Source organism: Paenibacillus sp. FSL H8-0537 (assembly GCF_038051995.1).
GTDB lineage: Bacteria > Bacillota > Bacilli > Paenibacillales > Paenibacillaceae > Pristimantibacillus.
This window is the reverse complement of record NZ_CP150290.1, coordinates 55,651-82,626: the sequence shown is the minus strand read 5'-3', so window position 1 is coordinate 82,626 and position 26,976 is coordinate 55,651. Positions and strand designations below refer to the sequence as shown.

Here is a 26,976-nt window from a genome sequence, read left to right as displayed (position 1 = left end):
CTTAGCTAATAGTATAGCCGCTCAGCGCGGCCTACGTTCGTGAAAGTATGAAACTGTTACACTTACGAAGTTAACTTATTCTGCTTGCCGACATGAATTCCTGCCGCTGACCGCAAATTTTTTTCACGAAAAGTGAGGAATCGTTGCTGCTCTTAGCGAACCGCGTCCCTTACTGTCGCTTTGCTTCTTCCCACCAGCGGTCCATTTCTGTTAAATCAGTCTGGTCAAATGTTTTGTTGTTTATACGAAGCTGCTCTTCAATATAAGCAAAACGCGACTTGAACTTCCGGTTCGTCATCGTCAGCGCTTCCTCTGGATCAGCATGAATGAATCTCGCTGCATTGACGACGGCAAACAGCAAATCGCCTAGCTCGCCCACCTGCTCGAGCTCATCCTTCGAGGCAATCGCTTCGCGAAGCTCGGAGAGCTCCTCTTGGATTTTATCCAGCACAGGCCCGAGGTCATCCCAGTCAAACCCTACCTTCGCCGCCTTCTTCTGAAGCTTGTATGCCTTCAACAGCGCTGGAAGGTCTGGCGGAATGCCATCCAACTGAGATTGGCGGCTGGCGGCTGTGCCATTGCGCTCCTTCTCCTCAGCCTTCATTTGCTCCCAGTTGCCTAGCGCTTCATCAGCATCCGTGGCACTGCTGGCGCCAAATACATGCGGATGACGGAACAACAGCTTCTCGTTCAGCGTCTCAATGACATCATAGACGGTGAACGCGCCAGTCTCCTCCTCCATCTGGCTATGCAGCATCACCTGCAAAATCACATCGCCAAACTCCTCGCGCATGCCGTCCGGATCATCATTATCAATCGCTTCAAGCGCCTCGTAGAGCTCTTCGATAAAGTTTTTGCGGATAGACGAGTGCGTCTGCTCCCGATCCCACGGACAGCCCTCGGGGCTGCGCAAAATCGTCACAATCTCGTGCAGGCGGTCAAAAGAACGGTTCAGCACCGCATCCTCCGTCGTACGCGGCACGAACAGCAATGAAAGATTGCCAAAGCCAGGTGTGCGATCCAGCTCATAAAGGGGCACCCGAATAATTTGCTCCTCGCCGGCAACGCCAAGCGCATGGCCAATGACAACCTCGAAATCATCAGGATAACGCTCCATCAGAGCCAGCTTTACGTCTGATGCGGTAAACGCATCGTAAATTTGCCCAATAATCGTATGTACGCGCGGTTGAAGCATGGCGGGCTGAAGCTCTGCGGCATCCAGCAGCGCAAAACCCTCGATCGGATCGATGCCAAGCCGAATAAACGCTTGATCCAAGAAGCTTTCTCCACCGATAATGTCAAGCTGCACGCCCGCATCCGTACAACGCTCGCGGAGCAGCTGAACTGTACGTTCTGCGACCATCGGATGCCCCGGAACGGCGTACACGACCTCTCCCTGCGACGATTGCGCCCCTAACAGCAGCGTGGCCGCTATCGCCTCATACACCTCTGGGAACGTATCATGCTGTTCGTACACCGAATCAAACGAGGTATACGCAAGCTGATGCTCCTTAAGAAGCGTTATCGCCGGGTGCTGCTCCGTCCTGACATAGACGCGGGCCGCCTGCTGGAGCCTGCGCCATACGCCAAGCGTCATTTGATCGGCGTCGCCAGAACCAAGACCGACAACCGTAATATGTGGTTCACTCATTTTTCTCCCACTCTCCTACAATTAGCTTCTCCCATTAGTATACTAAAGAAGGCGCTGGAACTACACAAAGGCTGACAACAACATTTTTAAATTCCCTCAATTGGAAAAATGAAGTAATATTCAATAAAGTGGTTCAGATTTTCTAATTTTGCCCTTAATTTACAGACTATATAACCTGAAAGGTGGAGAGTTAATTTGAAAAAATCCTTAGCTTTAATAACGACTTCGGCAATTATTTTAGCCGCTATTCCAAATGCAGCATCCGCAGCGGAAATCACAAAACCAGCCGTTATCACCATTGATTCCGAGAGGTCTTCAAGTACTGCCCTTATCAAAAACGGAAATTATAATGAAAAAGACCTATTATAATTTAAGTGCCAACGAACAAAAATTGCATAAATTCTCCGGTATTGCCTCATCACTGCTTTATGGCTCCTTATTCGGCTACTCGCTTAATAAAGACATTTTTTTTATTTGGCTCATAATGATGCTGTGCGGCGGAATCGCTCTTTTACATGTGAAAAAGTGGATTAGGACGGAGCTGCGAGCAAAAGTTATGACCCAAATCATCGTGTTTACCGTCCTGTTGGATGTTTGGATCGTTTCTGACTTCATTCCTGTGCCTATGCTGATTAAACAACTCGTTTTTTTAATTGCTTTTTGTATATTGGGCTACAAATATTTCAAGCTGCTTTATGCAGGCGAGCTCGCCGTACAAGATGATGACGCTTTTTAAATATCAGAACAAAATGAGCTCATATATGCTCAGACATCCATTCCCCAGCAACACAAACACACAAAAGCCCGGTGCTTAAACAGCTAACCTGCTCTGTGCACCGGGCTTTTGCGTTTGAAGGGAGAGCCTGTTTTACTGCTCCATTTGCTTCGCTAAAAAGCCAGCAGCAGTCTCCGCCATTTTTTGCTCCATAATCGACATTTTCACAGTTTCATCCTTGCTTAGCAGCACAACGGTACCAATCGGGTCTCCGCCTGCAATAATCGGCGCTATAACGAAGGCTGAGAACGTGTCACTTATATCTTTAATCATCTCATAAGCCCCCGGAGTCGTTTCAGCTACAGCTTTGCGGTTCTCCATGCAGCTTTCCAGTATCGGCCCAACCTGCTTGTCCAGCAGATCTTTCTTGGAGGCGCCGGCTACCGCAATAATCGTATCCCGGTCAGAGATGAGCGCCACATGATTCGTGCTCTCAAACAACGATTCTGCGTATTCTTTGGCAAAATCCCCGAGTTCGCCAATAGGAGAGTACTTCTTAAGAATAACCTCCCCGTCGCGATCCACAAATATTTCAAGCGGGTCACCTTCCCGAATGCGTAGTGTCCGGCGAATTTCCTTCGGAATAACTACACGCCCAAGATCATCAATGCGGCGTACAATTCCAGTTGCTTTCATTTCATGTTGCCCCACTTTCCTAGAGGATTTTAAGTCTACTGGGTACGATCTGCCTGTCTAATAGCGTAAACGGCTCTCGCCGTCATTTATCGGCAAAGGCTCGTTTTGCGCTGAAATATAAGCGGGTTATAAGCAGGAACTTATAAAGTCTTATATTTGAAAAAACACGGCTAACAGGGGAAATCCTCGAATGCTGAAGCAGTCGTTTTCCGATGCATGACGAAGGCCGCCACTCGAAGGAACGTTCTTTACTTGATCAAGCCAGGCAATGCGTTTGCTGTGAATCTGACCATAGTATTCATCCGCTCCCAATTTCTTATGCACGAACCTTGAACAGCAACCCTTTAAACTATTTTACCCTTTACATCCCCTTCATTAACACCGCCTTTCAGCACTCCTGAAAGGCGGCGCGCAGATCGTTCCCAGACTAATTTCCTAGTTCCAGCGGGTGAATATCCATGAAATTTTTAAATATTTGTCGCCCTATCCAGCTCTTGGGTTGAGTAGCGTCTGCAAAAAAATATTTGACTACAAGAGGTTAAACCTGCCTCTCTTGCTCTCCTCGGGCCTCCGATTGTTGTCCTTCTTCTCCCCGAAAAGCAAAACATCCTGTCGCTCCATTAAGAGCGGCAGGATGCCTGAATAACATGATGGTAGCAAGCAAAGCCATAGCCGCAAGCAATTTGGGACGAGCCTTGAGAACCTCGGCAGTAGGGAAATTCCGCTGATCTTTCTGATCCTCTTCCAGCACAGCCCTAGTCAGTTTCTCCATCATTAACTCCTCCTTTAAAAATAAATCAATCATGCTTCAGCAGTTCGGCAAGCTCCCGCTTTAAAGCTAAAAACGCTTTGTGCTCACGTACCTCCGGCGAGCGCTCTGCAGGCAAATTCACTTCAAATTGCTTTAAAATCCGCCCTGGGCCAGCCCCCATTACGACAATGCGCTGCGACAGAAAGATCGCTTCATCAATATCGTGCGTAATGAAAAGCACGGTGGTTTTCTCCTTTTGCCACACATCCAGCAGCATCTCCTGCATCTCCAGCTTTGTCTGGGCATCCAAGGCGCCAAATGGCTCATCCATCAGCAGTACCTTTGGACGATTGGCAAGCGCTCTGGCAATGGCAACCCGCTGCTTCATGCCCCCAGAAAGCTGCTTTGGATAAGTCTTGTCGAATCGCTCAAGACGAATGATTTTGAGCCAATAATTGGAGATGGCACGGCGTGCAAGTGTTGGTATCCCTTGCAGCTTGAGACCATATTCAATATTTTCACGCACCGTCAGCCACGGAAACAGCGTATAGCCCTGAAATACCATGCCTCGCTCAGCGCCCGGGCCGACGATTTCTTCTCCATCCAAGGCAAGCATGCCGCTCGAAGGCTCATCAAGCCCGGCGACCATGCGAAGCAGCGTAGATTTGCCGCAGCCGGACGGGCCAAGTATCGTTAAAAATTCATTGGAGCCGATGGTGAGCTGAATATCGCGCAGCGCTTCAAAGCTGCTTTTTCTCGTCTCGTATACCTTATGCAGATCGCGAATTTCAATCGTTCCGCTGCCAGCTGCCGGAGCGGCAGCTTCCGCTTTTTGCGCCAGTGCCTTCCCCTGCGGCTGTTCCTTTGCTGTTACCGTCGCTGTATTCAACTATGATCGCCTCCAAAAGCGTTCAATTTGCGCCGCCTGCTCCGCTTACATTCCAGCAAGCGGGCTGGCAGCGAATTTAGCTAAGCCGCCGTCCCTTTTGTTAGATAATCTAACAATTTCAATTAGAATACCGTAATTTTTTATGGTTTGTCAATTTATATGTTAGGTTTATTTACATTAGACTCATTGCTCGCCGATATTCCCTCCAGCCGCCATACTCAGAAATCCGCTCCGCCCGCTCAAGAGCATAACCTTCACAGATGAAGCCTGGCACCTCTTCACCACCTTCCAGCTCCACTTTCCCTATCCCCAGAGGTGCCGGTATAAGGGCTGCAAACGCACCGAAACGCGAAAGCGGCATTCGCCAAAGCTCCACCGCGACCGATGCACCGCCCTGCTCCAGCTTGATCATGCCAGGCTTTGCAGGCGTCGTATCGAGCTTGATCAGCTCGTACTTAGCCGCCGTGTTCGCTTCCCTGACAAAGCTCGCTTCGAAGGCGAGCATTTGCTGCTCCAAAGCAAATCCGCGCATATGGAGACCACACACAGCGACGAGCGTCGTCTGATCGGAGTCGAATGCTTCAGATGCTTCAGATGACACCTTTGCAATAGCGTTATTCAGACTGCATTTCGCTCGTTCCGACGACCTAGACTCCATTGTCCGGTCGGCATACAATCTTCCCAAGCCTTCAAGCAAATGCTCTTGATCTGCTAAAGCGAACAGCGTTATGCCAAAAGGAAGCCTTTCCGCCGCCTCTCCCGAAGGAAGGGCAACCGCGCTCAAATCAAGCAAATTGCAATGGTTTGTATAAGCTCCCATTGCCGTATTCGTCTGTATCGGCTGCTCGCGAACCTGCTCCCGCGTCCACGTTCCGCCACAGGTCGGCATTACCAGCACCGCATCACCGAGCAGGAATTTCGCCGCCAGCTTGAAAGCCTGCAAGCGATGCATGGAAGCAAATACAGAAGCTGCCGTATGGCGCTCTGCCGCTCCCGAACGAAGCACCTGCTCCGTTGCAGGCACTAAAGCCCCAGGGTGGCTTTCGATAAATTCGCTCAGATCAGCCCAGCGCTCCGCTACCCAAGGACCTTCATACAACTCAGCTGCCGCTTCTGCAAACAAGCTGCAATCCACATATTCAATGGAGATCCCAAGCGCTTGCAATTGCTGAATTGAGCCCTCCCATGCCCGGGCATATTCGTCAGCGAATGGTCCGTAAAAGGCTGGACGTTCCTGAGGCAAATACAGCTTGGACGGCAGACCACTGGCAGAGCGTACAACGTCCCTTGACCATGGATCGGCAGGATCCAGGCCGCGAGCGGAGCTGTCCACGGCGAGCGCATCATCTATACTGTGGGCGAATACCGTCACACAGTCCAGACTGGCGCAGGCAGGCACGACGCCCTTAGTCGGCCACGCGCCAAGGGTCGGCTTAAAGCCGACAAGCCCGTTCAGCGCGGCAGGCACACGGCCGGAGCCAGCGGTGTCTGTGCCAAGCGAGAATACCGCTTGGCCGCGGGCAACAGCGACAGCCGAGCCGGAGCTCGAGCCGCCGCTGATCAGCTCGGGGCGCAAAGCATTATGCGCCTCGCCGTAAGGGCTTCTCATGCCGACCAAGCCGGTGGCAAATTGGTCGAGGTTGGTTTTGCCTAGCGGGATAGCCCCCGCCTGAACCAAACGCTCCACTACAGTGGCGTTCTCGCCTGGCGTATAGGCAAATTCCGCACAAGCTGCCGTTGTCGGAAAGCCCGCAACGTCGATATTGTCCTTGACTGCGAAAGGGATGCCCCAGAGCGGCGTTTGTGCCGGATCAAGCAGCGCGAGCCGCTCCAGATAAGGGCGCAGCTGCATAAGAGAAGGCGGCGTAATCCAGATATTCATAGCCGCATCTCGCTCGGAACGGCTGATGATTTCTTCAATAACCGCCTCAGGCGCAAGCTGCTTGGTGGTATATTTTTCACGCAGCCACTGCATCGTGAGCACTTCAGGAAAAGTAACAGCCGTCATACGAGCGACACCTCTTTCTGGACTTGCATAATGCCAGCAACAAGCTGGCCGGTATGAACCTCATCACCAGGCTTGACATAGATCGAGGCAACAACCCCATCACAGGATGCCTGCTGGGAAAACTCCATTTTCATGCTTTCTACAATAATAAGCGTATCGCCCTTTTTCACTCGAGCGCCCGGCTGTACAAGCACCTTCCACACACTTCCCGGCATATTGCAGCGAATGGCCTCCGCCCCAGCAGGCAGCTCCTCTTCTTCGCTTTGAGCCGCGCCATCCTGCTCGGAGACATATTCCGCAAGCCCTAGCGCCTTCCAGCTCTTGCGCTCGGCCTTGAACGCAGCCTGCTGGGTAGCACGGAACGACTCCGCATCTTGTTCAATAGAAGCGAGAAACGCCAAATAGTCTTTCAGCTCGAAGGTTGTCTCCGTAATTTCGACATCAAAGCGCCCGCGTGGAAAGTCTTCACGCATCTTCAACAACTCATCCGCAGCAACCGGATAAAACTGAATTTGGTCAAAAAACCGCAGCAGCCACGGCTTGCCCGCCGTAAAGCTCTTCGTCGTTCGCAGCTTGTTCCACATTTGAATCGTGCGCCCAACAAATTGATAGCCGCCCGGCCCTTCCATGCCATAGACACACATGTAAGCTCCGCCAATTCCGACGGCATTTTCAGGCGTCCACGTTCGCGCCGGATTATATTTAGTCGTCACCAGACGATGCCGCGGATCAATTGGCGTCGCAACAGGTGCGCCCAAATACACATCGCCCAAACCTAGCACAAGATAACTGGCATCGAAAACGATTCGCTGCACATCCTGCCTACCATCCAAACCATTGATGCGCCGAATGAACTCTATATTGCTTGGGCACCAAGGAGCATCCGGACGCACCGTTTGCTGATAGCGGTCTATCGCCAGCTGCGTGGACGGATCATCCCACGAAAGCGGGAGCCGGACAATTCGCGACGGAACTTCAATGGTTTCAAGCGGCGGCAGCGCGCTATCCAGCTCCAGCAAGCGGCGGCAAGCATCGTAGGCCGTGATGCGAGTGCGATCGATATGCACCTGCAGCGAGCGAATGCCCGGCGTCAGATCGAGTACAGGAAGCGAAGCATCCGCCCGAATCGCCTCCATCAGCACATGCACCTGAAAACGGAGCAAAATGTCCAGCTTCAGCTCGCCATATTCCACGAGCAAATTTTCATCCCCGCTGCACCGAATGGAGATAGGAAACCGCCGCCCCGCCTCCTCGCTAACGAGCAGCGGATAGGATGGAGAAAGCAACTGCTTCCTAGGCTCAGGAAGCGTCAGCTCTTGCAGAAACGCCGTGTCTCCTTCACCCAGCGCCCGCAAATTAGCTTCCTGCGCATCGCGCAGCGCATCAGCCTCTTCAAGCGTCAATAGCTGAAAATAAACCTTGTCGCCGGGATGCAGCTGCCCCAGCTTCCAAAACTCAGCGGAAGCCGTCGTGACCGGGCATACGAAACCACCCAGGCTCGGGCCATCGGGCCCCAGCAGAATCGGCATATCGCCCGTCAAATCAAGCGTTCCCACAGCATAGGCATTGTCGTGAATATTCGAAGGATGCAGCCCCGCTTCTCCGCCATCCTCTCTAGTCCAAAGCGGCGCAGGACCAATTAAACGCACTCCTGTACGGGAGCTGTTAAAGTGAACCTCCCACTGCGTATCGGTTAATTGCTTTAAATACTCCGGCCGCAAAAATTCCTCTGTACAATGCGGTCCCGGTATGACACCAATCGTCCATTGTCTCCCAATAGCCGGACGGTAAGCAGGAGGAAGCCCCTCTGCCAACGGTACGGATAAACCGTCTCGCGGCAGCTCCGAACGTTGTTCAGAAAGCTGCTCAGATTGCTGTTCAGATTGCTGTTTCGGCAGTCGTTCAGAGACCGCTATTTCATGAGATAGCGTGCTGCCAGCACCGTGAACTCTCAGCACATCACCAGCTCGCAGCGCCCGGCCGCCATGACCGCCAAAGCCGCCCAGCGTAAACGTTGCGGCACTGCCCAGAATGAGCGGCATATCCAGCCCGCCTGCAATCTGCAAATACGTCCGCAGCCCAGCGGCTGCCTCGCCGAAGCTGAGCACCTGCCCCGCCTTCGCCAGTAAAGGCGCATACAGCGGTACAAGCTCGCCATCCAGCTTCGCCTGCATATCAGCACCCGTCAGGCAAAATCGCATCGCATCGCGGAAGCGATAAGAACCGCCACGCAGCGTCAGCTCAAGGCCCGCCGCCTGATCCGAATTGCCGAGCAGCTTGTTGCCTAGGCGGAACGAGTAAGGGTCCATCGGTCCGCATGGCGGCACACCAACATCCCAATGTCCAACTCTTCCGGGCCAATCCTGCACCGTCGTCTGCACGCCGCCGTCCAGCACCTCGATGGCTTGCTCAACTGGCGCAAAATCCTCCAGCATCCGCGTATAAACAAGCCCCTCCTTGCAAGCTGCATCCGCAAGCAGCGCTTGCACGTACTGTAAATTCGTCGTCAGGCCGTACATCCGCGTCTGCGCCAGCGCCCCACCCAGCTTCCGCAGAGCATCCTCGCGATCCGCACCATGCACGATGATTTTTGCCAGCATCGGGTCATACAGCGTCGTAATGGTCATGCCGTCCCTCACCCATGTTTCATTGCGCGCCTGCTCTGAAAATCTCGCTTGATCCAGCTGCCCCGCACTTGGACGGAAGCCCTGCAAGCAATCCTCCGCATAGATGCGAGCCTGAATGCTATGTCCCTGCGGCTCCCCCACTAATGATTGCAGCTCGCGCAGCTCACCCGCCGCTTCCCGCACCATCCATTCCACCAGATCGAGCCCAAGCACCTCTTCCGTCACGCCATGCTCCACCTGAAGCCGTGTGTTCACTTCGAGAAAATAAAACGCAGCCGTTTCGGGGTCATATAAATATTCCACCGTCCCCGCACTGCGGTAGCCCACCTCGGCTGCAAGCCTCGTTGCCGATTCCATCATGGCCGCGCGAACGGCAGCGGGCAAATGGGGAGCCGGACTTTCCTCCAACACCTTCTGATTGCGCCGCTGCACGGAGCAATCCCGTTCACCAAGTGCAACAATCTCACCGTAGCTGTTACCGAAAATTTGCACCTCGACATGACGTGCCTTGGCGATGTATTTTTCCAAAAACATCCCGCCGTTCTTGAAATTCGTCTCCGCCAGATGACGAACACCCTCATAGGCAGCAAGCAGCGCCTGCTCATCGTCACACACCCGCATGCCGATACCGCCGCCGCCTGCCGTGCTTTTCAGAATAACCGGATATCCGATTTGCTGTGCATGCAGTACTGCTTCCTCCACACTGTCAATCAGGTCGGTTCCCGGCAGCATTGGCACGCCAGCCTTCTGCGCCAGCTCTCTGGCGGAATGCTTAAGCCCAAACTGCTCCATTTGCTCCGGGGTCGGGCCGATGAATACGATACCGCGTTCGGCACAGGCACGGGCAAAGTCTGCATTTTCGCTCAAAAATCCATAGCCCGGATGAATCGCCTCCGCACCTGACGCTATCGCCGTCTGAAGAATGAGCTCCGCATTCAAGTAGCTTTCTTTGGCAGGCCCATCCCCGATCCACACCGCCTCATCGGCGTCATCGACATGCCTGCTGTCTTGATCCGCCTGCGTATAGACAGCGACAGATTGAACACCTAGCTTGCGCAGCGTGCGCTCGATTCTCACGGCAATTGCGCCGCGATTTGCGATCAGTACCTTTGCAAACATAGCAACCTCTCCTTCGCATTCATTTATTCGTTCCAGATTAGTGCCTGCACAGATGTTGGGTTATAGGCATTGCAAGGATTGTTCAACTGCGGACAGTTGCTGATGAGCACTGTCACCCTGCCATGCGATTGCATTTCTACGTAGTAGCCAGGCGCGGATACGCCGTCCGCAAACTGCAAGCCGCCCTCGGCTGTTACTGGCACATTCATGAAAAAGTTCACATTAGGCGCCAAATCGCGCTTTGTATAGCCAGCCTCCCGTTTCGCCAGCTGGAGCATGAACGTATCGCGGCAGTTGTGCATATGCAGTTTTTCATGGGCATATCTCACCGTGTTGCTCTGTGCAGAGCAGGAGCCGCCAATCGTATCATGGCGTCCGCATGTATCGGCAACGATCGTTACGAGCGGCTTGCCCGACTCTGCCCGCAGCACCGAGCCTGCCGTTAAATACACATTGGCTTGCCCTGCAATCGTTGCTATGGCGCTATAATGATCTTCCGGCTGATCCGCATCGTAAAATAGTGTATCCGCCGCCTGATTACCTTCGAGATCGACAATTCTGAGCACTTGTCCAGGCAGCAAATCATGCATCCAGCCATCGCCGGCCAAAATGGTTTTACTGTACACAGCTTCCGCCGCCTTACGCGAGCTTTCTACCAAGTTAAATGCTGCCATCACCATCCGCCTCCCCATAAAAGGTTGTATTCCCACGTATTTTCGAACGCACGGCGGTTTTCCGCACGATAATTTACACAATAGTCATGTTCTCGATCTACTGTCTCAGCCGCGAACACTTCTACCCCCACCGGAACCGAAGGATAAATCGTTCTAGCATCAAGCGGATTAGGCGTATTCGACAGCACCAGCAGCACATCCATTTCTGTTCGAAGCGTCACACTAGCACCTGCCAGGCAATGATTTTCGGCATAATGCATATCACCCTGCTCATCGCAGCTGATTTTAGAAAACCAGTTGATGACCGGCATCAAATCCCTGACACCCATGCCGCTTCGCACCAGCTCAACCGCCAAATTTTCCTGCCCGCTTCGCAGCCAGCCATTTCGAAGTGCCTGATAAGTCGTCGCGCCATAGCGCTCATCCGTCAGCTCGCGGCTTGTATAGCCGCCAAGCGGGTCATGCCAGCCAAGTCCATCCTCTACAATACTGACCATCGCACGTCCATTGTCGCTCATCAGCACATTCCCTTTCGTTAGATGTGAGGTATGCTGCGCCTTGAGTGTATCTGGCATATTGTAGCGTTCATTCAAATCTTGAGCGCTGAACAGCATGGCAGACACATTCGCCCCACCTTCAAGGGCGGTTAAACGAACAAGCTTCCCCCGTCCAATAACACCCGACCACTTGCCTCCGGCTTCAATCGTTTTGCTCCATTCTTCACTCATTCCCTCTTTCGCCTCCCCGTGTAAATATAAATAAAAAAAGCCCGGGAGATTTGATCTCCCAGGCTTTTATCCTTCCGTGTTATACAGCGATTCGCGCCAGCATTACTCGCATTCGACTGCATGCCGTCTCTCGGACCAGACTTAGCTATTAACAGATGAGGCGTACCCCATCAGCAGCTAACGGAACCCTAGACAGCGATTTGTTTCCAGTATATTTTGCAACGGAAACCTATATTCATTTGTCATATAACCTAACGTTAAATAGATTATATGACTATTGAATATCATTTGTCAACAATAATGTTAGATAACATAACATAATATAAAGGACACACCGATTTTAGACACCTTAGCATTCCTGCTCTAAGGCATCGAGTAAGCGTCTAACAACTCCTCTTGGTTCAACAAAATGGTTACCTTCTTGATATTCCTATCACTTGAAGCCAACCAATTTTGAACAGCTTCAAATTCAGCTTCAGATGATTGCAAATCAGCCGAGGCCACCCAAAACTGATTATTATCAATCCACTGGTAGTCGACGATAGGCCAAGTCGGCGTGTACATATACACTTCGCCCATCTCCGCACTCTCATAAGGAACGACCTTCATCTGCACCAAATCAACAGCAAACAAAACATGCCTAATAACCTGTCCGCCCTCATTGTAGCCAAATCTCAACAGCAGCTCCATCGTCATTGAACGGCAGCTGCTGTTTGGCTTTGTTTCTTACCTATAATCAGGCTCTTTATCTGCTTCTCTCTATTCCTTAGGCTCACCGGCATTTCCCAGAGGCTCGGCTGGCCGCGGCTTCGGCAGCCTGCCCGAACGACTAAGCGCTTCGCGCAGCAAAAACTCAATATGACCATTGACGCTGCGAAATTCCTCATTAGCCCACTGCTCCAGAGCGCGGTGAATGTCAGGATTCAGTCGGAGCGGAAAAGCTTTCTTTTCTTTTCCCATTATCGACAGCTCCCTACGTGTACAAAGACCCGGTATTAATGACCGGCGTGGCAGAACGATCCGATACGATCGCCACCATCAGATTGTTGACCATCGCCGCACGCCGCTCCACGTCCAGCTCAATTCCACTATCCTCCAATTGCTTCAATGCCGCATCCACCATACCAACCGCGCCTTCAACGATTTTCTGGCGAGCTGCCACAATCGCTGTTGCTTGCTGCCTTTGCAGCATTGCACTAGCAATTTCCGGGGCGTAAGCCAGATGCGTCAGCCGCGTCTCTATTACTTCAACTCCCGCAACAGCAAGCCTGCTTTGCAGCTCCTTGAGCAGCTCTTCTGCCACTTCCTCGGAATTGCCTCTCAGAGACATCGCGTTCTCATCCGTATGCGTATCATATGGGTGCTGTGCCGCCGTGTGGCGAACAGCCGTCTCGCTTTGAATTTCCACGAAACGCTCATAATTGTCGACATCGAAGCTCGCACGGGACGTGTCCGTTACTTTAAACACAACAACCGCCCCAATTTCAATCGGATTGCCGTCGGCATCATTGACCTTCAGCGTATGGCTGTTAAAGTTGCGCACTTTAAGCGATACCTTCTGCTTGTTCGTCAGCGGAAGCGTCATCCACAGCCCTGCTGTTCTTACCGTACCGATATATTTTCCAAAAAAGGTAATGACCTTCGCTTCATTCGGCTGCACAATCGTCAGCGAGGACGAAGCGATAATAAAAACAAGTATCAGCAATCCACCCGCAATAATCGAAAGGAAGTCCGGCTGTACGCCCGATGCGCCAAACACAATCAGAATGATTCCCCCAACAAGCGACAGTACGCCAACCAGCAATGCCAAAAATCCATTTACATGCCAAGCTTTGAACTCTTTCATCTGTCAGAACACCCCTTTAGTATTAATTTGATATATTTATGATATCACTTTTTACATTTATATGCAAACAAGCGCAAATGGCTGAAACCATCCTCTGGCGGCAAAGCTATCGTTTCGCGTTGAAATATAGAGAAAGGATGGGAAAATCATATACTTTCCTATATTTTAAAAAAAGCCCACAGGCCTCAAGGAATTCTTCCTCTCGGACTGCGAGCTTCGTATACAGCAGGCACTGATATTCTTTTTTTCAACTAGGAATCGCAATCTTCGTTTCAGGGGTTCACACCCTGCACAAAGAAATACTTGGCGGACACAGCAGCCGCTATTTCAACAGAATCAAGGCTTATGGCTAGGCAGCGGACTCAGGAGCAGCTAATGCGCTGCCAAAAGCCATCTTGAAGAGGTTATTAGGAAGATAGCGGATCTCCTGTCCGCTTACGTCCCGAAATAGGATCAAAAGCTAAAATAACGGAACCTCCGTCATCAAACCCTATACCCAAGGGAACAATCTGCGGTTCAAAAAGGCAAAAATGCGATCGCTGATCAAGCCCAGCAGCCCAATAACGAAAATACCTACAAAAATCTCCTCCGTATTCAAAAATCGCTGCGCCTTCATGATGGCATATCCAAGCCCGCTGTTGACAGCAACCAGCTCCGCCACAACTAGATACGTCCACGCCCAGCCGAGAATAAGCCGCATCGTATGCATTAATTGCGGTTGGATCGCCGGTATGAGCACCGTCTCGATTGCCTTCCAGCGCCCCGCCCCAAGCGTGAAGGAAGCTTGCAGCAAATCCTGCGACACCCTTCGCGTATTGTCAGCCACCATCAGCACGAGCTGGAAGAAACAGCCGATAAAAATAAGCAATACCTTGGCCCACTCGCCAATCCCCGCCCAAACCATAATAAGCGGAATAAAAGCAACCGCTGGCATGTAGCGGATAAATTCCATCGGAGGCTCTATTAGCGCTTCGCCGAATTTGAACGTTCCAGCCAATATTCCGATAGGAATGCCTAGCGCACATGCCAACAGGAAGCCTGACATAACGCGAAATAAGCTAACGCCAATATGATTCCAATAATCAGAGCTGCCGAGCAGCTCTATAAAGGTCGCAAGCACGACATGCGGCTTCGGCAAAAATACAGGGTTCACAGCCTCCGTATAGCTAAGCAGCGACCACAGCAGCAGAAGGAGCAGAAAAGAGCAGCTAGCCGTAATCATAAACGCCCGGGAGCCAATATCTTTAAAAATCTGTATCCGATGCGGCTTCCGCCGCCGAACTGCCTCCATCGTCATCACTTCCCTGCTGATGTATTTTTGACGAATTGCGCGTCGAACAGTCCGCTCACGTCATCAATGTCACCGACCATATCGAGTCCGCGCAAGAAACCCGCCGTCTGTCCCGCCGTATATTCAAGCGAGGTATATTCATCACGCTTCTCGAAGGCGTGAAGATTATCCGCTTGAGAGAACAGCTTGATGCCATCAAACCCCAACTTGAGATCCTCCGGAGTCGTCTCCGCCTTGGTCGCCAGCAGCTTCAGCACCTCTTCCTGATTCGCCTCATAATACGCAAGCGCATCGAACCAGGCATCCACAACCTTCTGCACTTCAGCGGAACGCTTCTGCACAACCTCTTCACGAAACACAAGCAAATCCGGTATAAGTCCCGGCGTATCTTTAGAGGAGAACAACACCTTGCCCTTTCCTTCCTTCACCGCAATTGTCTGGAACGGCTCCCATAGAACAGAAGCATCAGACTTTCCGGAAATAAAAGCTGGGCCCGCATCATTTACAGTCATATTGACGTAGTTCACATCTTCTTCCTTCATGCCATTTTGCGCCAAGGCAGTCAGCAGCAGCAAATGATCGACAGTACCAAGCTCCGTCGCAACTGTTTTCCCCTTCAAATCCTGTATGGACTGGATTTCCGGTTTGCTGACAATAGCATCGCCGCCGAAGGAGTTATCGTTGACCAGAACCGCTTTAAGCGGAATTCCCTTTGAAAAAGGAGCGAGCGTATCGCTCAGCGTCTGGCTGTTTGCATCTACCCTTCCCGTTGCCAAAGCTTGCAGCGAGTCGCTGTACACCGGGAAAAACTCCAGCTTTACGTTGACTCCGTGCTTTTCAAAAAAACCTTTTTCCTCAGCTACATACCACATATACCAACCCGGCCACGGACTCAGGGCAATTGTAATCGGCTCACCCGCTCCTCCTTCTCCCGCTTTGCCACCTGAACTACCACAACCCACAACAACAAACATCGACACGACAAGCAACCCCAAGAGCCAAACCTTCCACGACTGTCTCATTGTCCCACCCCTTGTCTTTAACGCTCCAACTCCTGAATAACCAGAGATTGGGCTAAGCGTAACAGCTGTCGCCATCCTCTGGCGGCAAAGCTACCGTTTCGCGGGTGAAATATAAGCATGTATAAGCGTGTAACTCATACATTTTTATATTTCTAAAAAAAACAAAAGCCCGGGAGATTGTGATCTCCCAGGCTTTTATCCTTCCGTGTTATACAGCGCTTGCCGCCATCCCTCAATGGATGCGCACTCGCCGTACGCCGTCTCTTGGACCAGACTTGATAAGACGCGAGGCACGCTTGCGACCTGTCAACGGAACCCTAGACAGCTTGTCGTTCCCGATGTGTACAGCCAGCATAGGAACTATATGATCTTTTGTTAGATAACCTTACATTTATCTGTATTATAGTAGGGCGCCCAACACCCTGTCAATACTCATGTCACATTAATTTACGTTATTCTCATCCAAAATGCTTTCTATTATGCAGCAGCTTTCACCGCTGTATCTGCAGGCACTTCCAGTGCACCATAAACTGTGAACCATTTTTGCATAGTCGGGAAATCGCTTGTATACGTCAGAGTCAGCATAAGCAGGATACGAGCATGAGCCGCATTCAAATTGTCTCCTGCTAAAATCCCCTCGCTGCCGCCGTAAATATTGCCCGATCCGGTTCTTGTCGTCGTTACGAAAATAACGCCTTTTTCAATCGCTTTCGTACGCTCTTCTCTCATTGCAGCGGAAATGCCGCCAGCTCCCGTACCCGCTGTAACAATCCCTTTTGCACCGCCGTCTACGAAGCCTTTAATAGCCTCACCGCCAGCACCTTGATACGAATAAGCAATTTCAACCTTCGAGAAGCCCGCCTTCGGCAGCTTGGACAGATCAAATGGCGTCGCCCACTCTGCGTCGGTTTTCAGCGCTCTTGTTGGCACACGGTAAATTTGAATGATCGATTCGTCAATATAGCCGAGTGGACCAAATCCAGGCGATTCGAACGTGTCGAGACGAAGTGCATTTGTTTTCGTCACTTCACGCACAGCATGAATTTCATCATTCAGCATAAGCACCGTGCCGAATTTCTTCGTCTTGCCGCTTGCCGCCAGCTTGATTGCATTGAACAAGTTCGCTGGAGCATCGCTTCCGATTACCGTCCACGGACGCATAGAACCCGTAATGACAACCGGCTTCGAGCTGCGGACCGTAAGGTCGAGGAAATAACCGATCTCTTCCATCGTATCCGTACCCGTCGTAACGACTACACCGTCGTATTTCTTCAACGCTGCATCCACTGTCATCGACAGGCTTGCCAGATCGTCCATCAGATAAGCCGATGAGCCTTTGTTGCCAAATTGCACAGTCTCAACGTCCGCCATCTTATCCAGATTCGGCAGGCTCTTCACCATATCTTTAATTAAAAGCGTACCCGCACGGTACGTTTGAAAGCTTGTCTCATCAGTCGATTGTCCAGCAATTGTACCGCCTGTACCAATAACCAAAATGTTAGGGAGCTTCGATTTTTGAAAGGAAGCAGGCACCTCTGGGAAAGTAATTGCCTGGACAGCAGCCTCAGCGGCTCCTACAGGAGAAATAAATGTTACGAGTGCGATAATGGCAGAAAGCGAAAAAACAGTCATCCTTTTAATAGACAGCATCATCTTGGTTCCCTCCACTTAACTATATTATAATCTCTATTGCGTTATATTATCTCACATATAAAAATAGAACAAGTGACTTTATACCTAGTTGTGTAACAATAACTAACATAGATTTAACAATGGTATAAAGTCTCTATAAAACAAATCTGCGTATCTGCAATCATTGACAAATTAATATTAGTCCTATACAGTACTAATATGAAAACAAAACAATCCAACCGCGAGGTCGCCTTGCATGCGGCCCAACAGCTATTTTTGAGCAAAGGTTATTTGGTTACGAGCATGGATGACATCGTAGCTGCCAGCAAAGTGTCCAAAACGAACATCTATTATTATTTCAAAAGCAAAGAAGAGCTGCTGTCCGCCATTATTGAACGGATGATCAACCAATATGCAAGCTTGTTCGAGCACATTGGCAGGCAAAATGATCTACCTGTACTTGAGCGTCTGGATAAGCTCGCCTGGCTATTGACCGAGCAGGATGCGCACTGCCTTGGCGGCTGCCCATTTCTGACCCTCTATACGCAGGCGCCGCTGGAGAACGGACCGTTCCGCGAGCAGTTCCGCCGCTTTTTCCAAAGCCAGCTTTCCTTTATCGAACAATTGCTGCACGAGGGAATATCGCGCAAAGAGCTCAAGCCCGACTTGCCGGTCGAACCAACCGCCGCACTTATGCTGTCTACGATTGAGGGAGCTTTATTTTTGCAGCATGCCAGCCAGAACCCAAATACAGTTACACATGCGTTTCATGCTTTAGCAGCCTTGCTAAAGTAATTTTTTTAATCATTTTAGTACTAATAAGTACTAATTTTTAGACGGTAATCCCCTTTTAACTTACAAAATGATTTATATAGAAGGAGCAAAATTATGACACATTTATTTGTTACAGGCGGCACAGGATTTATTGGACAACGATTCATACAGGCCCTTGCACAAACCAAGCAGCACGTAACCGTTCTCGTTCGTTCTTTAAGCAAATATGAGCAGCTTTTGGACAAGCTGAACCTTCGGCATAACGAGTTCATTAAGCCGGTATGCGGCGATTTGACACAGCCTTTATTGGGCTTGAGCAAAGAAGATTTGGCGAGGGTGAAAACAGCAGAGGTCATTATTCATGCGGGTGGCCCTATGGATATCAGACTGAGCGACGAACAGGCTAAGCTGGTGTTTTTACAAGCCTCGCAGCATATGGCTGAAATAGCCTCGCTTATTCATGCGGAGACGACGCTGCGCCATTTTATCCACTTGGTCGGCTTTAAAAGCCCGTTCCGCAATGAGGATCTATCGCAGAAAGAGCAGGCCCTTGCAACTTTAAACCATGAGCCGCCTTATGAGCAGGCCAAGTTCCTCGCCGACCTTCACCTGCGGGAGCAAAGCGTCGAACAAGGCTACCCCCTGTCCGTCGTCCACCCCGGCGTCGTCATCGGCGATTCCGCAACAGGAGAGACAGAGCAGCTCGGTGGTCTCGGCGTTCTCGTTGATGCTGCACGCAGAAAACTGATGGCCCTTGTCCCGGGAGGCGAAAAATATTGGCTGCCCCTGTTCCACCTTGATCACGCCGCCGCCTTTCTCGCCGCACTTGCCCAAGAAGAGCAACCTATCAGCCAAACGTATTATTTGTTGCAAGCGAAGGAAGACAACCCTAATATGATGCAGCTTATTACAACGATGGCCAAGGAGCTTCGCGTAGCCAAGCCCGTCGGCTCTCTACCGCTTGGCGTCTTATCCAAAGTGCTCGGAAGCCCACTGGGCGGCAAACTGGGCATTCCCCAGGAATCACTGAGCTTTGTCGTAGACGATTCTTATTCGCTCGAATCCGCCCGATATATTCAACAAAAATATGCGCTGGACTACACGGTGACGCCGTCTGCTTTGCGCCATACAATCGCTGACCTCGATTTTCGCCTCTCGCATTCAGTGACGGCGCATAAGGGCTACAATCAGGGCAAGCTAGGCAATATGACTGCATTGCACAATAACAACAAAAGCGGAAATCCGATTTTGTTCATACCTGGCACCTTTAGCGGAGCGGATTGCCTGATTCCTCTAGCCCATCATTTTCAGAATGCCAACGTCTGGCTCCCTGACCTTCCTGGGCTAGGCAGAAGCCCCTATCACCATAAGTCCAATGTAATTGATGGCCACTTGGAGAGCCTTATAGAAGCCATTGCAGCAATGGATGCTCCCGTTACCTTAATCGGGCATTCTTATGGAGCACTCCTTGCCGCCAAAGTCATGGAGCGTCTGCCAGAACGAATTCAAGCGCTTGGACTGCTGCAGCCCGTTTTTCATCCGGCACCATCCATGTATAAGCAGCGCTGGCTTACGGAAATGGCACTCTCACGCATGAGTGAGGCCGCACTAATCAGGTCGCTGATTAAGCAAAGCTGCTTCGAATCAGAGGCACAAATTCCAGCCGAATATACCCGTTATGTCCAAGATGAGCTGCGCTCACCGCGGGTAAGGAAAACACTTGCCGAGCTATTGCGCGAGTTGACGCATCCGCAAAGCTTTCAGCTAACGCCGGAACAGTGGGATGAGAAGAAGGTTCATATTTTATGGGGAGAACAGGAACGGAACTATCAGCTGCCTGATCGCTACCGCCACTTGCACATGGATAACCTTCCTTACGGGCATCATTTTCCGATCTCCCACCCAGAGCATACTGCCCAGTTGCTGAGGCAATGGCTCGGGAAATAAGCCGACCTACTAAGGTGATGAACAGTCCGGGTGTAATATTCCCTCTATATTTCCGATATAAAGGAAAACAGATTTTTTCAGGAAGGACTACTGATTCATGACCACACGTACGAAAGCGAATCCACTGTTTGTGTCTGCCTTGTTTATTTTAGGGCCTATTTTGGTGATTGCTTGTTTTGCTTGGCATTTAGCCACGGGCTTTATAGGTGTTGGCCTCAGTGATTTCGCCGATGCCCTCATTCATAAAGACTGGGATTCAAAAGCATTTATGATAATGAGCGAATATCGGCTTCCAAGTGCAGTAGCCCTGACATTAGCAGGAGCCGGCCTCGCCGCTTCCGCAGCTATTCTTCAAGGCCTCATGCGTAATCGCTTGGCTGCGCCCACGACTTTTGGTCTCACCGAAATGTCGAGTCTTGCTCTATTTTTAGCTTGGCCGTTTATTTTTAGTGAAGAGGCTTCCACTTCTATTCCCATCGTCACGGCTGCTCTCAGTATCGCCGGCTGTTTGACTGGCTGCATCATCATGTATGGGATGACGCGCTTTCTCAAAATCCCGCCATCCTCGATGCAGTTTATTTTTGCCGGAGCATTCCTTGGAACAGCTGCCCATTTCACTATTTTGCTTGTTCGCCTATACGCCAATGACCGTTACGATATTAGTGCAGTATTAACAGCAGTAAGCGGTGTATACATTACAGGAAAAAGCTCTTACGCCTTAGCTTCACTCATTATTGTCGCCTTGGTCGCTGCTGTAGGGCTATCCTTCTTTATTTCTAAGCATTTTTATGGAGTAAGAGCAGCTGGAGCTGTTGTATATGGCCTATCCGCCGCAGTCGTTATTCTTATGACCGGTCTTGCCGTTTGGCTTGTCGGCCCAGTAGCTTGTATAGGCCTGATAGCATCTGCCCTGCTGAGCAAATGGTGCGGCAATGATTACCGAATCATTATTCCGGGCTCAGCCATTATTGGAGCGATTGTATTATTACTCTTAAGCATTTTAAGCAAATCCTTATCGCCCCTTGGCGATATACCGATTGCCCACACTACCAATGCCGTTGCCATTCCATTATTCATTATTATATTGTGGAAGCATTATCGCAAAATGAAGACGTAGGACACAGACAGGATAGACATCGACAATCATCATAAGAATACAGAAAAAGGCTTACCTCTCTAAAAAGCAGCTTTCACCTTTAGAGAAGTAGGCTTTTCTCTTTTTTCTCTTTTATCCCTTATTATCTGATTTGAGGCGGGGCTGTCAAAATCGAGGTATGAGATGAATCGTGGTATTATACCGTCAAATATTTCTTGATCACGTCGTTGCTCAACTGCGCGAGCGTTCCTTCCCAAGCGATAGCGCCCTTTTCCAAAATATAAAAATAATCGCCTACGCTTTTTACAAAATCGAGGCTCTGCTCAACGAGCAGGATCGCCGTCTGGCCATCCGCCTTAATGGAACGAATGACCTCGCGGATATCATCCACGATGGAGGGCTGAATGCCCTCGCAAGGCTCATCGAGCAGCAGCAGAGAGGGCTGCGAAGCGAGCGCTCTGGCGAAAGCAAGCTGCTGCTGCTGTCCGCCGCTGAGATCGCCGCCGCGCCGCGCATACATTTCCGGCAGCACCGGAAATTTCGCAATGGCAGCGGGCGGGATCATATTCGCCTGTCCACGCCCTCGCCCCTCGCGCGGCGCAGCCTCCAAGCCGATCAAAATATTTTCGTATACCGTGAGCTGTCCGAAAATCTCTCTTCCCTGCGGCACGTATCCCATGCCGCTCTTCGCCCTTCTGCCCGGTGCGCGCTTCGTCAGATCCACGCCTTTATAAGCCACCGTACCCTGCCGCGCTTTCAGCAGCCCCATAATGCTTTTCATCAACGTCGTTTTCCCGACGCCGTTACGACCGAGTAGGCATACAACCTGACCCGGCTCCACCTTTAAGGATACATCGCGCAAAATAATGCTTTCCCCGTACCCGGCCTCAAGCTGTCGAACGGCTAGCATCCGCATCCCGCCTTTTCCCCAAATACACTTCGGCTACCCGATCATCCCGCTGCACATCCTCCATCGTGCCTTCCTTGAGCAGCTTGCCTTCATGCATGACCGTCACCTTGCTCGCAAAGCTGCGCACAAACTCCATATCATGCTCGACGACGACGACGGAGCGTTCCCGGGCAATTTCCTGAAGCAGCTCCCCCGTCTTATCCGTCTCCTTATCGGTCATCCCAGCCACCGGCTCATCGAGCAGCAAAATATCCGGCTCCTGCAGCAGCATCATGCCGATTTCCAGCCACTGCTTCTCGCCATGCGACAGCCCGCCTGCACGGCTATCCTCTTGATCGGACAGCCCGATCATCTCCAGCTGCCGTCTCATCCGCTTCTGTTCTTCTGCCTGCACCCTCGCAAACAGTGTAGCGAACACGCCGCGCCGCTGACGCAGTGCGATCTCCAGATTTTCCAGCACGGTCATGGAGGGGAAAATCGAAGGAGCCTGGAACTTGCGCCCGATGCCCAGCTCGGCAATTTGATGCTCTTTTTTTCGCGTAATATCGATATCGCCATTGAATGTGACCTGCCCCGTTGATGGACGGACTTTGCCGCAAATAACATCCAGCATCGTCGTTTTGCCCGCGCCGTTCGGACCGATCAGGAAGCGCAGCTCCCCTTTTTCCAAGTTGAGGCTCATGCCCTGAATCGCTTTAAAACCGTCAAATTCCACCGTCACGTCATTACATTGCAGGATACTCGATGGTTGGCTCATTTTTCGTCACCCTCCGTTTTTTGCCGAGCTTGATTTTGCCAAGCAGTCCCGTTAGGCCATTCGGCAGGAATACTACAACGATGACAAACATTGCGCCGAGAAAATACGTCCAGCCCTCGGGATAGGAGGTGCTGAATTCGCTTTTTGCCCAATTGAGCAATACAGCGCCCAGCGCCGCTCCAATTAATGTGCCGCGCCCGCCAATGGCCACCCACAGCACCATTTCAATGGAGGGCACGATGCCCATCATGGAAGGCGAAATAATGCCAACATGGAGCACAAACAGCATGCCCGCGATACCCGCAAACGCGGCAGATAAAGTGAAAATAGCCATTTGATACATCGCAGGGTTGTAACCGATGAAGCGCACGCGATTTTCTCCATCGCGAATGGCGCGGAGCACCTTGCCGAAGCGGCTGCCGACGACATAACGGCATGCTACAAAAACCGCAATCAACACCAGCACCGTAACAAAATATAAAATTCGCTTCGTATCAGGGGAGGCGAGCGAAGCGCCTAATATTTTGCCAAACCCCGTTACGCCGTTCGTCCCGCCTGTAAAAGCCTGCTGTCCGACGAGCAGCGTCGTCGTAATAATGACCAATGCCTGCGTCAAAATCGTGAAATATACACCGCGAATGCGATTGCGAAAGGTGAAAAAGCCGAGAAATAGCGCCAGCAGCGCGGGCATGACAATACCCATAGCTACCGCAAAGCCAAAGCTGCTGAATGGCTGCCAGAACAGCGGCAGCTCCTTGAGCCCGCTCCAGCCCATAAAATCCGGCAGCTTCCCGCCGCTTGCCTCCAGCTTCAAGTACATCGCCATCGCATAGGCACCGATCCCGAAGAAAATGCCATGGCCCAGACTAAGAATGCCCGTGTAGCCCCAAATTAAGTCCAGCCCCAGCGCCACAATAGCAAAAGCAAGAAATTTTGCCAGCAGGTTGAGGCGAAAATCACTTAAAAACATCGGCGCCGAGAACAACGCCACGGCCGCAGCTGCATAACCTGCCAAAATCCACAAACGCTGGGGTGATAACCTTCGCTGCTCTATTTTCACACCCATCACCCCTTTCTCTATTAATCAAGCGAGCGTGTGCGCATTGCCACAAACCCGGAAGGACGCCATTGCAGAAATGCCACGATACACAGGAACACCAGCACCTTGCCGAGCGAAGCATTCGTCCAATATTCAAACATTGTATTAAACACGCCGATGCCGAGCGCGCCAAGCACTGTACCAACCAGCTTGCCGACACCCCCAAGCACGACAACCATGAATGCATCAACAATATAATAGGTGCCCAGAGAAGGCCCAATCGGCCCTAACAGCGTTAGAGCACAGCCCGCAATTCCTGCAATGCCTGAGCCAATCGCAAAGGTCATTGCGTCTACGCGACGGGTCGATACGCCAAGGCATGCCGCCATATCGCGATTTTGCATAACGGCACGCATGCGCCTGCCTTCAAGGCTGCGGTAAATATAGAAGTACATGGCGATCAGACAGGCCGCGACCAAGCCGACGATGAACAGCCTTTTGTATGGAAGCACGAGATCGTTCAATATGCGCATGCCGCCATTCAGCCAAGATGGGCTGGTCACCGCCACATTGGGAGCGCCGAAAATGGACCGTGCCAGCTGCTGAAGCACAAGGCCAACGCCCCAGGTTGCAAGCAAGCTGTCAAGCGGCCTGCCATACAGATGGCGAATCAGACTGACTTCAAGCAGAAGTCCAAACAAAAATGCAATCAGGAAGCTCGCTGGAATCGATAGAACAAAGTACCAGTTGAACCAGGAGCCCGGCATATAGGCGTGAAACAGATTTTGCGTCAAATAGGTGGAATAAGCGCCAATCATAATCAGCTCGCCATGGGCCATATTAATGACCTTCATTAAGCCAAATGTAATCGCCAGCCCCAGTGCAATCAGCAGCAATATCGAGCTTACGCTAATGCCATTGAACAGCTGCAAAATAAATACGTCCATCCCGCTCTCCACCTCCTGCGATGGCTTGCGCCATCGCCATTATCCCGCTGCTGCAATAGGTAGGCATTTCATGCCCGCAAGCATTCCGAGAGCATGCGCCTAAGCTTTCTATTCGGATGGCTGAATGCTCGCTGCCCATTCATAGCTTTTCAAATAAGGGTCCGGCTTCACCGCTTCGCCAGAATTCCACAGCTCCTTGAACTGTCCATCCGCTTGAACCTCGCCAATCCTTACCGTTTTGTAAATATGCTGCGTCTCCCCGTCAATGCGTACCTTGCCTTCCGGCGCATCCCAGTCCAGCTCCTTCGCCGCTTCCTTTACTTTGGCAACATCAGTGGAGCCCGCCTTCTCTACGGCCGCCTTCCACAAATACACCGCTGTGTATCCAGCCTCAATAGGGTCAGCCGTCACCCGATCCTCCCCGTATTTCTTCTTATAATTGGCTACAAAAGCCGCATTGGCCGGCGTATCTGTCGTCTGATAGTAGTTCCATGCCGCCAAATGCCCTTCCAGCACATCAACCCCAATGCCGCGGATTTCCTCCTCCGCTACCGATACTGACAATGTCGTCAAATCCTGGGCAGAAATGCCTGCATCCTTCAACTGCTTGAAGAAAGCGACGTTGCTGTCGCCATTCAGCGTATTAAAAACGATGTCCGGCTTCGCTTCTTTGATTTTGCTAATAATGGTACTGTAATCCGTATGTCCAAGCGGCGTATATTCCTCGCCTACCAGCTCGCCGCCCTTAGCCTTGAGCTGCTCTTTAATAATCAGATTAGCCGTGCGCGGAAATACATAATCGGAGCCGAGCAGATACATTTTTTTGCCGCGATTTTCGAGCAGCCAGTCTACAGCCGGCACAATCTGCTGGTTCGTCGTCGCTCCCGTATAGAAAATGTTTGGCGATGCCTCCAGCCCCTCATATTGCACCGGATACCAGAGCAAGCCGTTCAATTCCTCGAATACCGGCTTCATTGCCTTACGGCTTGAGGAGGTCCATCCCCCGAACACCGTCGCCACCTTATCCTCGGAAATCAGCTTGCGGGCTTTCTCGGCAAAGGTCGGCCAATCCGATGCTCCATCTTCCACGACCGGAACAATTTGCTTGCCCAGCACGCCGCCTGCTGCATTAATTTCTTCAATGGCCATCAGCTCTGCATCTCTTACTGACACTTCACTAATCGCCATCGTACCGCTAAGCGAGTGAAGAATACCTACCTTAATGCCATCTGACGACGCAGACCCATCGCTTCCCCCCGCCGTTTCCGAAGGTGTTGTCGAGGCCGTCTCTTTATTTCCCCCGCATGCCGATACAATTAGGCTAATAAACAATACGATAATCCCCGCTTGAATGAAATTTCTGTTTTTCATTTCTCCACTCCCCTAAGTTAAGCATTATTTGTATAAGAGATAGCTAAAACCGAACGTTAAGAGAAATTATGTATAAATCGTTCGTCCAGAGGGAACGTTCGCAGGTTCATTATAGATTGGCATTTTATCTCATGTCAATATATCTAACACAACTTTTTCTTTTTCTGTTTTATTCGACAATAAATTTGTTTTTATGACATATTTATTCAGTTTAAATATGATTCCAATGCCTCATATGCGTTTTGACTCGCTTTCCTCTTCATGTTTAAGTTATTTTATCTAACATACAATTAGACTTCAAAATCGCTTTTACTAAGGATGATGCCTATTGTTCATTCGCAGCTCTTGTTCTCAAGCATAAAAAAACAGCTACACGCTTAGCGCATAGCTGCTATTCCTTGTTTATTGATTCCAACTCTTGTTGGCACATCTACATCTAGCTTTGTCATGCAATGGCCTAAAACGCCACTCCAACATTTTGAACCT

Annotated in this window: 24 protein-coding genes and 1 riboswitch; of the genes, 5 read left to right on the top strand and 19 right to left on the bottom strand. The window is 50.9% G+C overall.

Annotated elements, in window-relative coordinates; genetic code table 11:
- Window positions 1-169: 169 nt before the first annotated feature.
- The gene (gene mazG, locus MHB80_RS00395) at window positions 170-1,651 is read right to left on the bottom strand and encodes a nucleoside triphosphate pyrophosphohydrolase (RefSeq protein WP_341280345.1); all 1,482 of its coding nucleotides are present in this window, start codon (window positions 1,649-1,651) and stop codon (window positions 170-172) included.
- A 195-nt stretch (window positions 1,652-1,846) separates the two neighbouring features.
- On the opposite strand from mazG, the gene MHB80_RS00390 reads away from it, so the two are divergent.
- Together MHB80_RS00390 and MHB80_RS00385 are read left to right on the top strand one after the other, a co-directional pair.
- Entirely contained in the window at window positions 1,847-2,020 is a 174-nt protein-coding gene (locus MHB80_RS00390) for a hypothetical protein (RefSeq protein WP_341280344.1), read from the top strand.
- Complete coding sequence (locus MHB80_RS00385; RefSeq protein WP_341280343.1) at window positions 2,001-2,387, top strand: hypothetical protein; 387 nt, start codon at window positions 2,001-2,003, stop codon at window positions 2,385-2,387. Before MHB80_RS00390 ends, MHB80_RS00385 begins: the two co-directional genes overlap by 20 nt.
- A 132-nt stretch (window positions 2,388-2,519) precedes the next feature.
- On the opposite strand, the gene spoVT is transcribed toward MHB80_RS00385, so the two are convergent.
- The 13 genes from spoVT to MHB80_RS00320 form a co-directional block, all read right to left on the bottom strand.
- Window positions 2,520-3,062, bottom strand: a complete 543-nt coding sequence (gene spoVT / locus MHB80_RS00380) for a stage V sporulation protein T (RefSeq protein WP_341280342.1) — start codon at window positions 3,060-3,062, stop codon at window positions 2,520-2,522.
- A gap of 538 nt (window positions 3,063-3,600) precedes the next feature.
- Window positions 3,601-3,837, bottom strand: a complete 237-nt coding sequence (locus tag MHB80_RS00375; protein WP_341280341.1) for a hypothetical protein — start codon at window positions 3,835-3,837, stop codon at window positions 3,601-3,603.
- A 22-nt stretch (window positions 3,838-3,859) separates the two neighbouring features.
- Window positions 3,860-4,606, bottom strand: coding sequence for an ABC transporter ATP-binding protein (locus MHB80_RS00370; protein WP_341282813.1), 747 nt, complete (start codon window positions 4,604-4,606; stop codon window positions 3,860-3,862).
- Between the two features lie 268 nt (window positions 4,607-4,874).
- A complete protein-coding gene (gene atzF / locus MHB80_RS00365) occupies window positions 4,875-6,710 on the bottom strand; it encodes an allophanate hydrolase (protein WP_341280340.1) in 1,836 nt (611 codons plus the stop codon).
- Entirely contained in the window at window positions 6,707-10,456 is a 3,750-nt protein-coding gene (uca, locus tag MHB80_RS00360) for an urea carboxylase (protein WP_341280339.1), read from the bottom strand. The genes atzF and uca overlap by 4 nt, the downstream gene beginning before the upstream one ends.
- 23 nt (window positions 10,457-10,479) lie before the next feature.
- Entirely contained in the window at window positions 10,480-11,130 is a 651-nt protein-coding gene (locus MHB80_RS00355; RefSeq protein WP_341280338.1) for an urea amidolyase associated protein UAAP2, read from the bottom strand.
- Complete coding sequence (locus MHB80_RS00350) at window positions 11,130-11,858, bottom strand: urea amidolyase associated protein UAAP1 (RefSeq protein WP_341280337.1); 729 nt, start codon at window positions 11,856-11,858, stop codon at window positions 11,130-11,132. Before MHB80_RS00350 ends, MHB80_RS00355 begins: the two co-directional genes overlap by 1 nt.
- A gap of 53 nt (window positions 11,859-11,911) precedes the next feature.
- Window positions 11,912-12,061, bottom strand: a riboswitch (guanidine-I (ykkC/yxkD leader).
- A gap of 160 nt (window positions 12,062-12,221) precedes the next feature.
- On the bottom strand, window positions 12,222-12,554 hold the full coding sequence (locus MHB80_RS00345; protein ID WP_341280336.1) for a hypothetical protein: 333 nt from the start codon (window positions 12,552-12,554) through the stop codon (window positions 12,222-12,224).
- Between the two features lie 63 nt (window positions 12,555-12,617).
- The gene (locus tag MHB80_RS00340) at window positions 12,618-12,818 is read right to left on the bottom strand and encodes a hypothetical protein (protein ID WP_341280335.1); all 201 of its coding nucleotides are present in this window, start codon (window positions 12,816-12,818) and stop codon (window positions 12,618-12,620) included.
- Window positions 12,819-12,831: 13 nt separating this feature from the next.
- Window positions 12,832-13,704: an SPFH domain-containing protein gene (locus MHB80_RS00335; protein ID WP_341280334.1), complete on the bottom strand. Its 873-nt coding sequence runs from the start codon at window positions 13,702-13,704 to the stop codon at window positions 12,832-12,834.
- 490 nt (window positions 13,705-14,194) lie between these two features.
- Entirely contained in the window at window positions 14,195-14,995 is an 801-nt protein-coding gene (locus MHB80_RS00330) for an ABC transporter permease (protein WP_341280333.1), read from the bottom strand.
- Window positions 14,996-15,000: 5 nt separating this feature from the next.
- Window positions 15,001-16,017, bottom strand: coding sequence for an ABC transporter substrate-binding protein (locus MHB80_RS00325; protein ID WP_341280332.1), 1,017 nt, complete (start codon window positions 16,015-16,017; stop codon window positions 15,001-15,003).
- A 477-nt stretch (window positions 16,018-16,494) separates the two neighbouring features.
- Complete coding sequence (locus tag MHB80_RS00320; protein ID WP_341280331.1) at window positions 16,495-17,670, bottom strand: asparaginase; 1,176 nt, start codon at window positions 17,668-17,670, stop codon at window positions 16,495-16,497.
- Window positions 17,671-17,868: 198 nt separating this feature from the next.
- On the opposite strand from MHB80_RS00320, the gene MHB80_RS00315 reads away from it, so the two are divergent.
- From MHB80_RS00315 to MHB80_RS00305, 3 genes are all read left to right on the top strand, one after another.
- A complete protein-coding gene (locus MHB80_RS00315) occupies window positions 17,869-18,444 on the top strand; it encodes a TetR/AcrR family transcriptional regulator (RefSeq protein ID WP_341280330.1) in 576 nt (191 codons plus the stop codon).
- A gap of 93 nt (window positions 18,445-18,537) precedes the next feature.
- A complete protein-coding gene (locus MHB80_RS00310) occupies window positions 18,538-20,370 on the top strand; it encodes an alpha/beta fold hydrolase (RefSeq protein WP_341280329.1) in 1,833 nt (610 codons plus the stop codon).
- A gap of 97 nt (window positions 20,371-20,467) precedes the next feature.
- A complete protein-coding gene (locus MHB80_RS00305) occupies window positions 20,468-21,487 on the top strand; it encodes an iron chelate uptake ABC transporter family permease subunit (protein ID WP_341280328.1) in 1,020 nt (339 codons plus the stop codon).
- Window positions 21,488-21,662: 175 nt separating this feature from the next.
- Here MHB80_RS00305 and urtE read toward each other — a convergent pair whose 3' ends face one another.
- The 5 genes from urtE to urtA form a co-directional block, all read right to left on the bottom strand.
- Entirely contained in the window at window positions 21,663-22,376 is a 714-nt protein-coding gene (urtE, locus tag MHB80_RS00300; RefSeq protein ID WP_341280327.1) for an urea ABC transporter ATP-binding subunit UrtE, read from the bottom strand.
- Window positions 22,354-23,133 (bottom strand): urea ABC transporter ATP-binding protein UrtD, encoded by a 780-nt coding sequence (urtD, locus tag MHB80_RS00295; RefSeq protein WP_341280326.1) that lies wholly within the window; start codon window positions 23,131-23,133, stop codon window positions 22,354-22,356. Before urtD ends, urtE begins: the two co-directional genes overlap by 23 nt.
- Window positions 23,102-24,187, bottom strand: a complete 1,086-nt coding sequence (gene urtC / locus MHB80_RS00290; RefSeq protein ID WP_341282812.1) for an urea ABC transporter permease subunit UrtC — start codon at window positions 24,185-24,187, stop codon at window positions 23,102-23,104. Before urtC ends, urtD begins: the two co-directional genes overlap by 32 nt.
- A 26-nt stretch (window positions 24,188-24,213) precedes the next feature.
- Window positions 24,214-25,119, bottom strand: a complete 906-nt coding sequence (urtB, locus tag MHB80_RS00285) for an urea ABC transporter permease subunit UrtB (protein ID WP_341280325.1) — start codon at window positions 25,117-25,119, stop codon at window positions 24,214-24,216.
- Window positions 25,120-25,227: 108 nt separating this feature from the next.
- On the bottom strand, window positions 25,228-26,490 hold the full coding sequence (gene urtA / locus MHB80_RS00280) for an urea ABC transporter substrate-binding protein (protein WP_341280324.1): 1,263 nt from the start codon (window positions 26,488-26,490) through the stop codon (window positions 25,228-25,230).
- Window positions 26,491-26,976 lie beyond the last annotated feature (486 nt).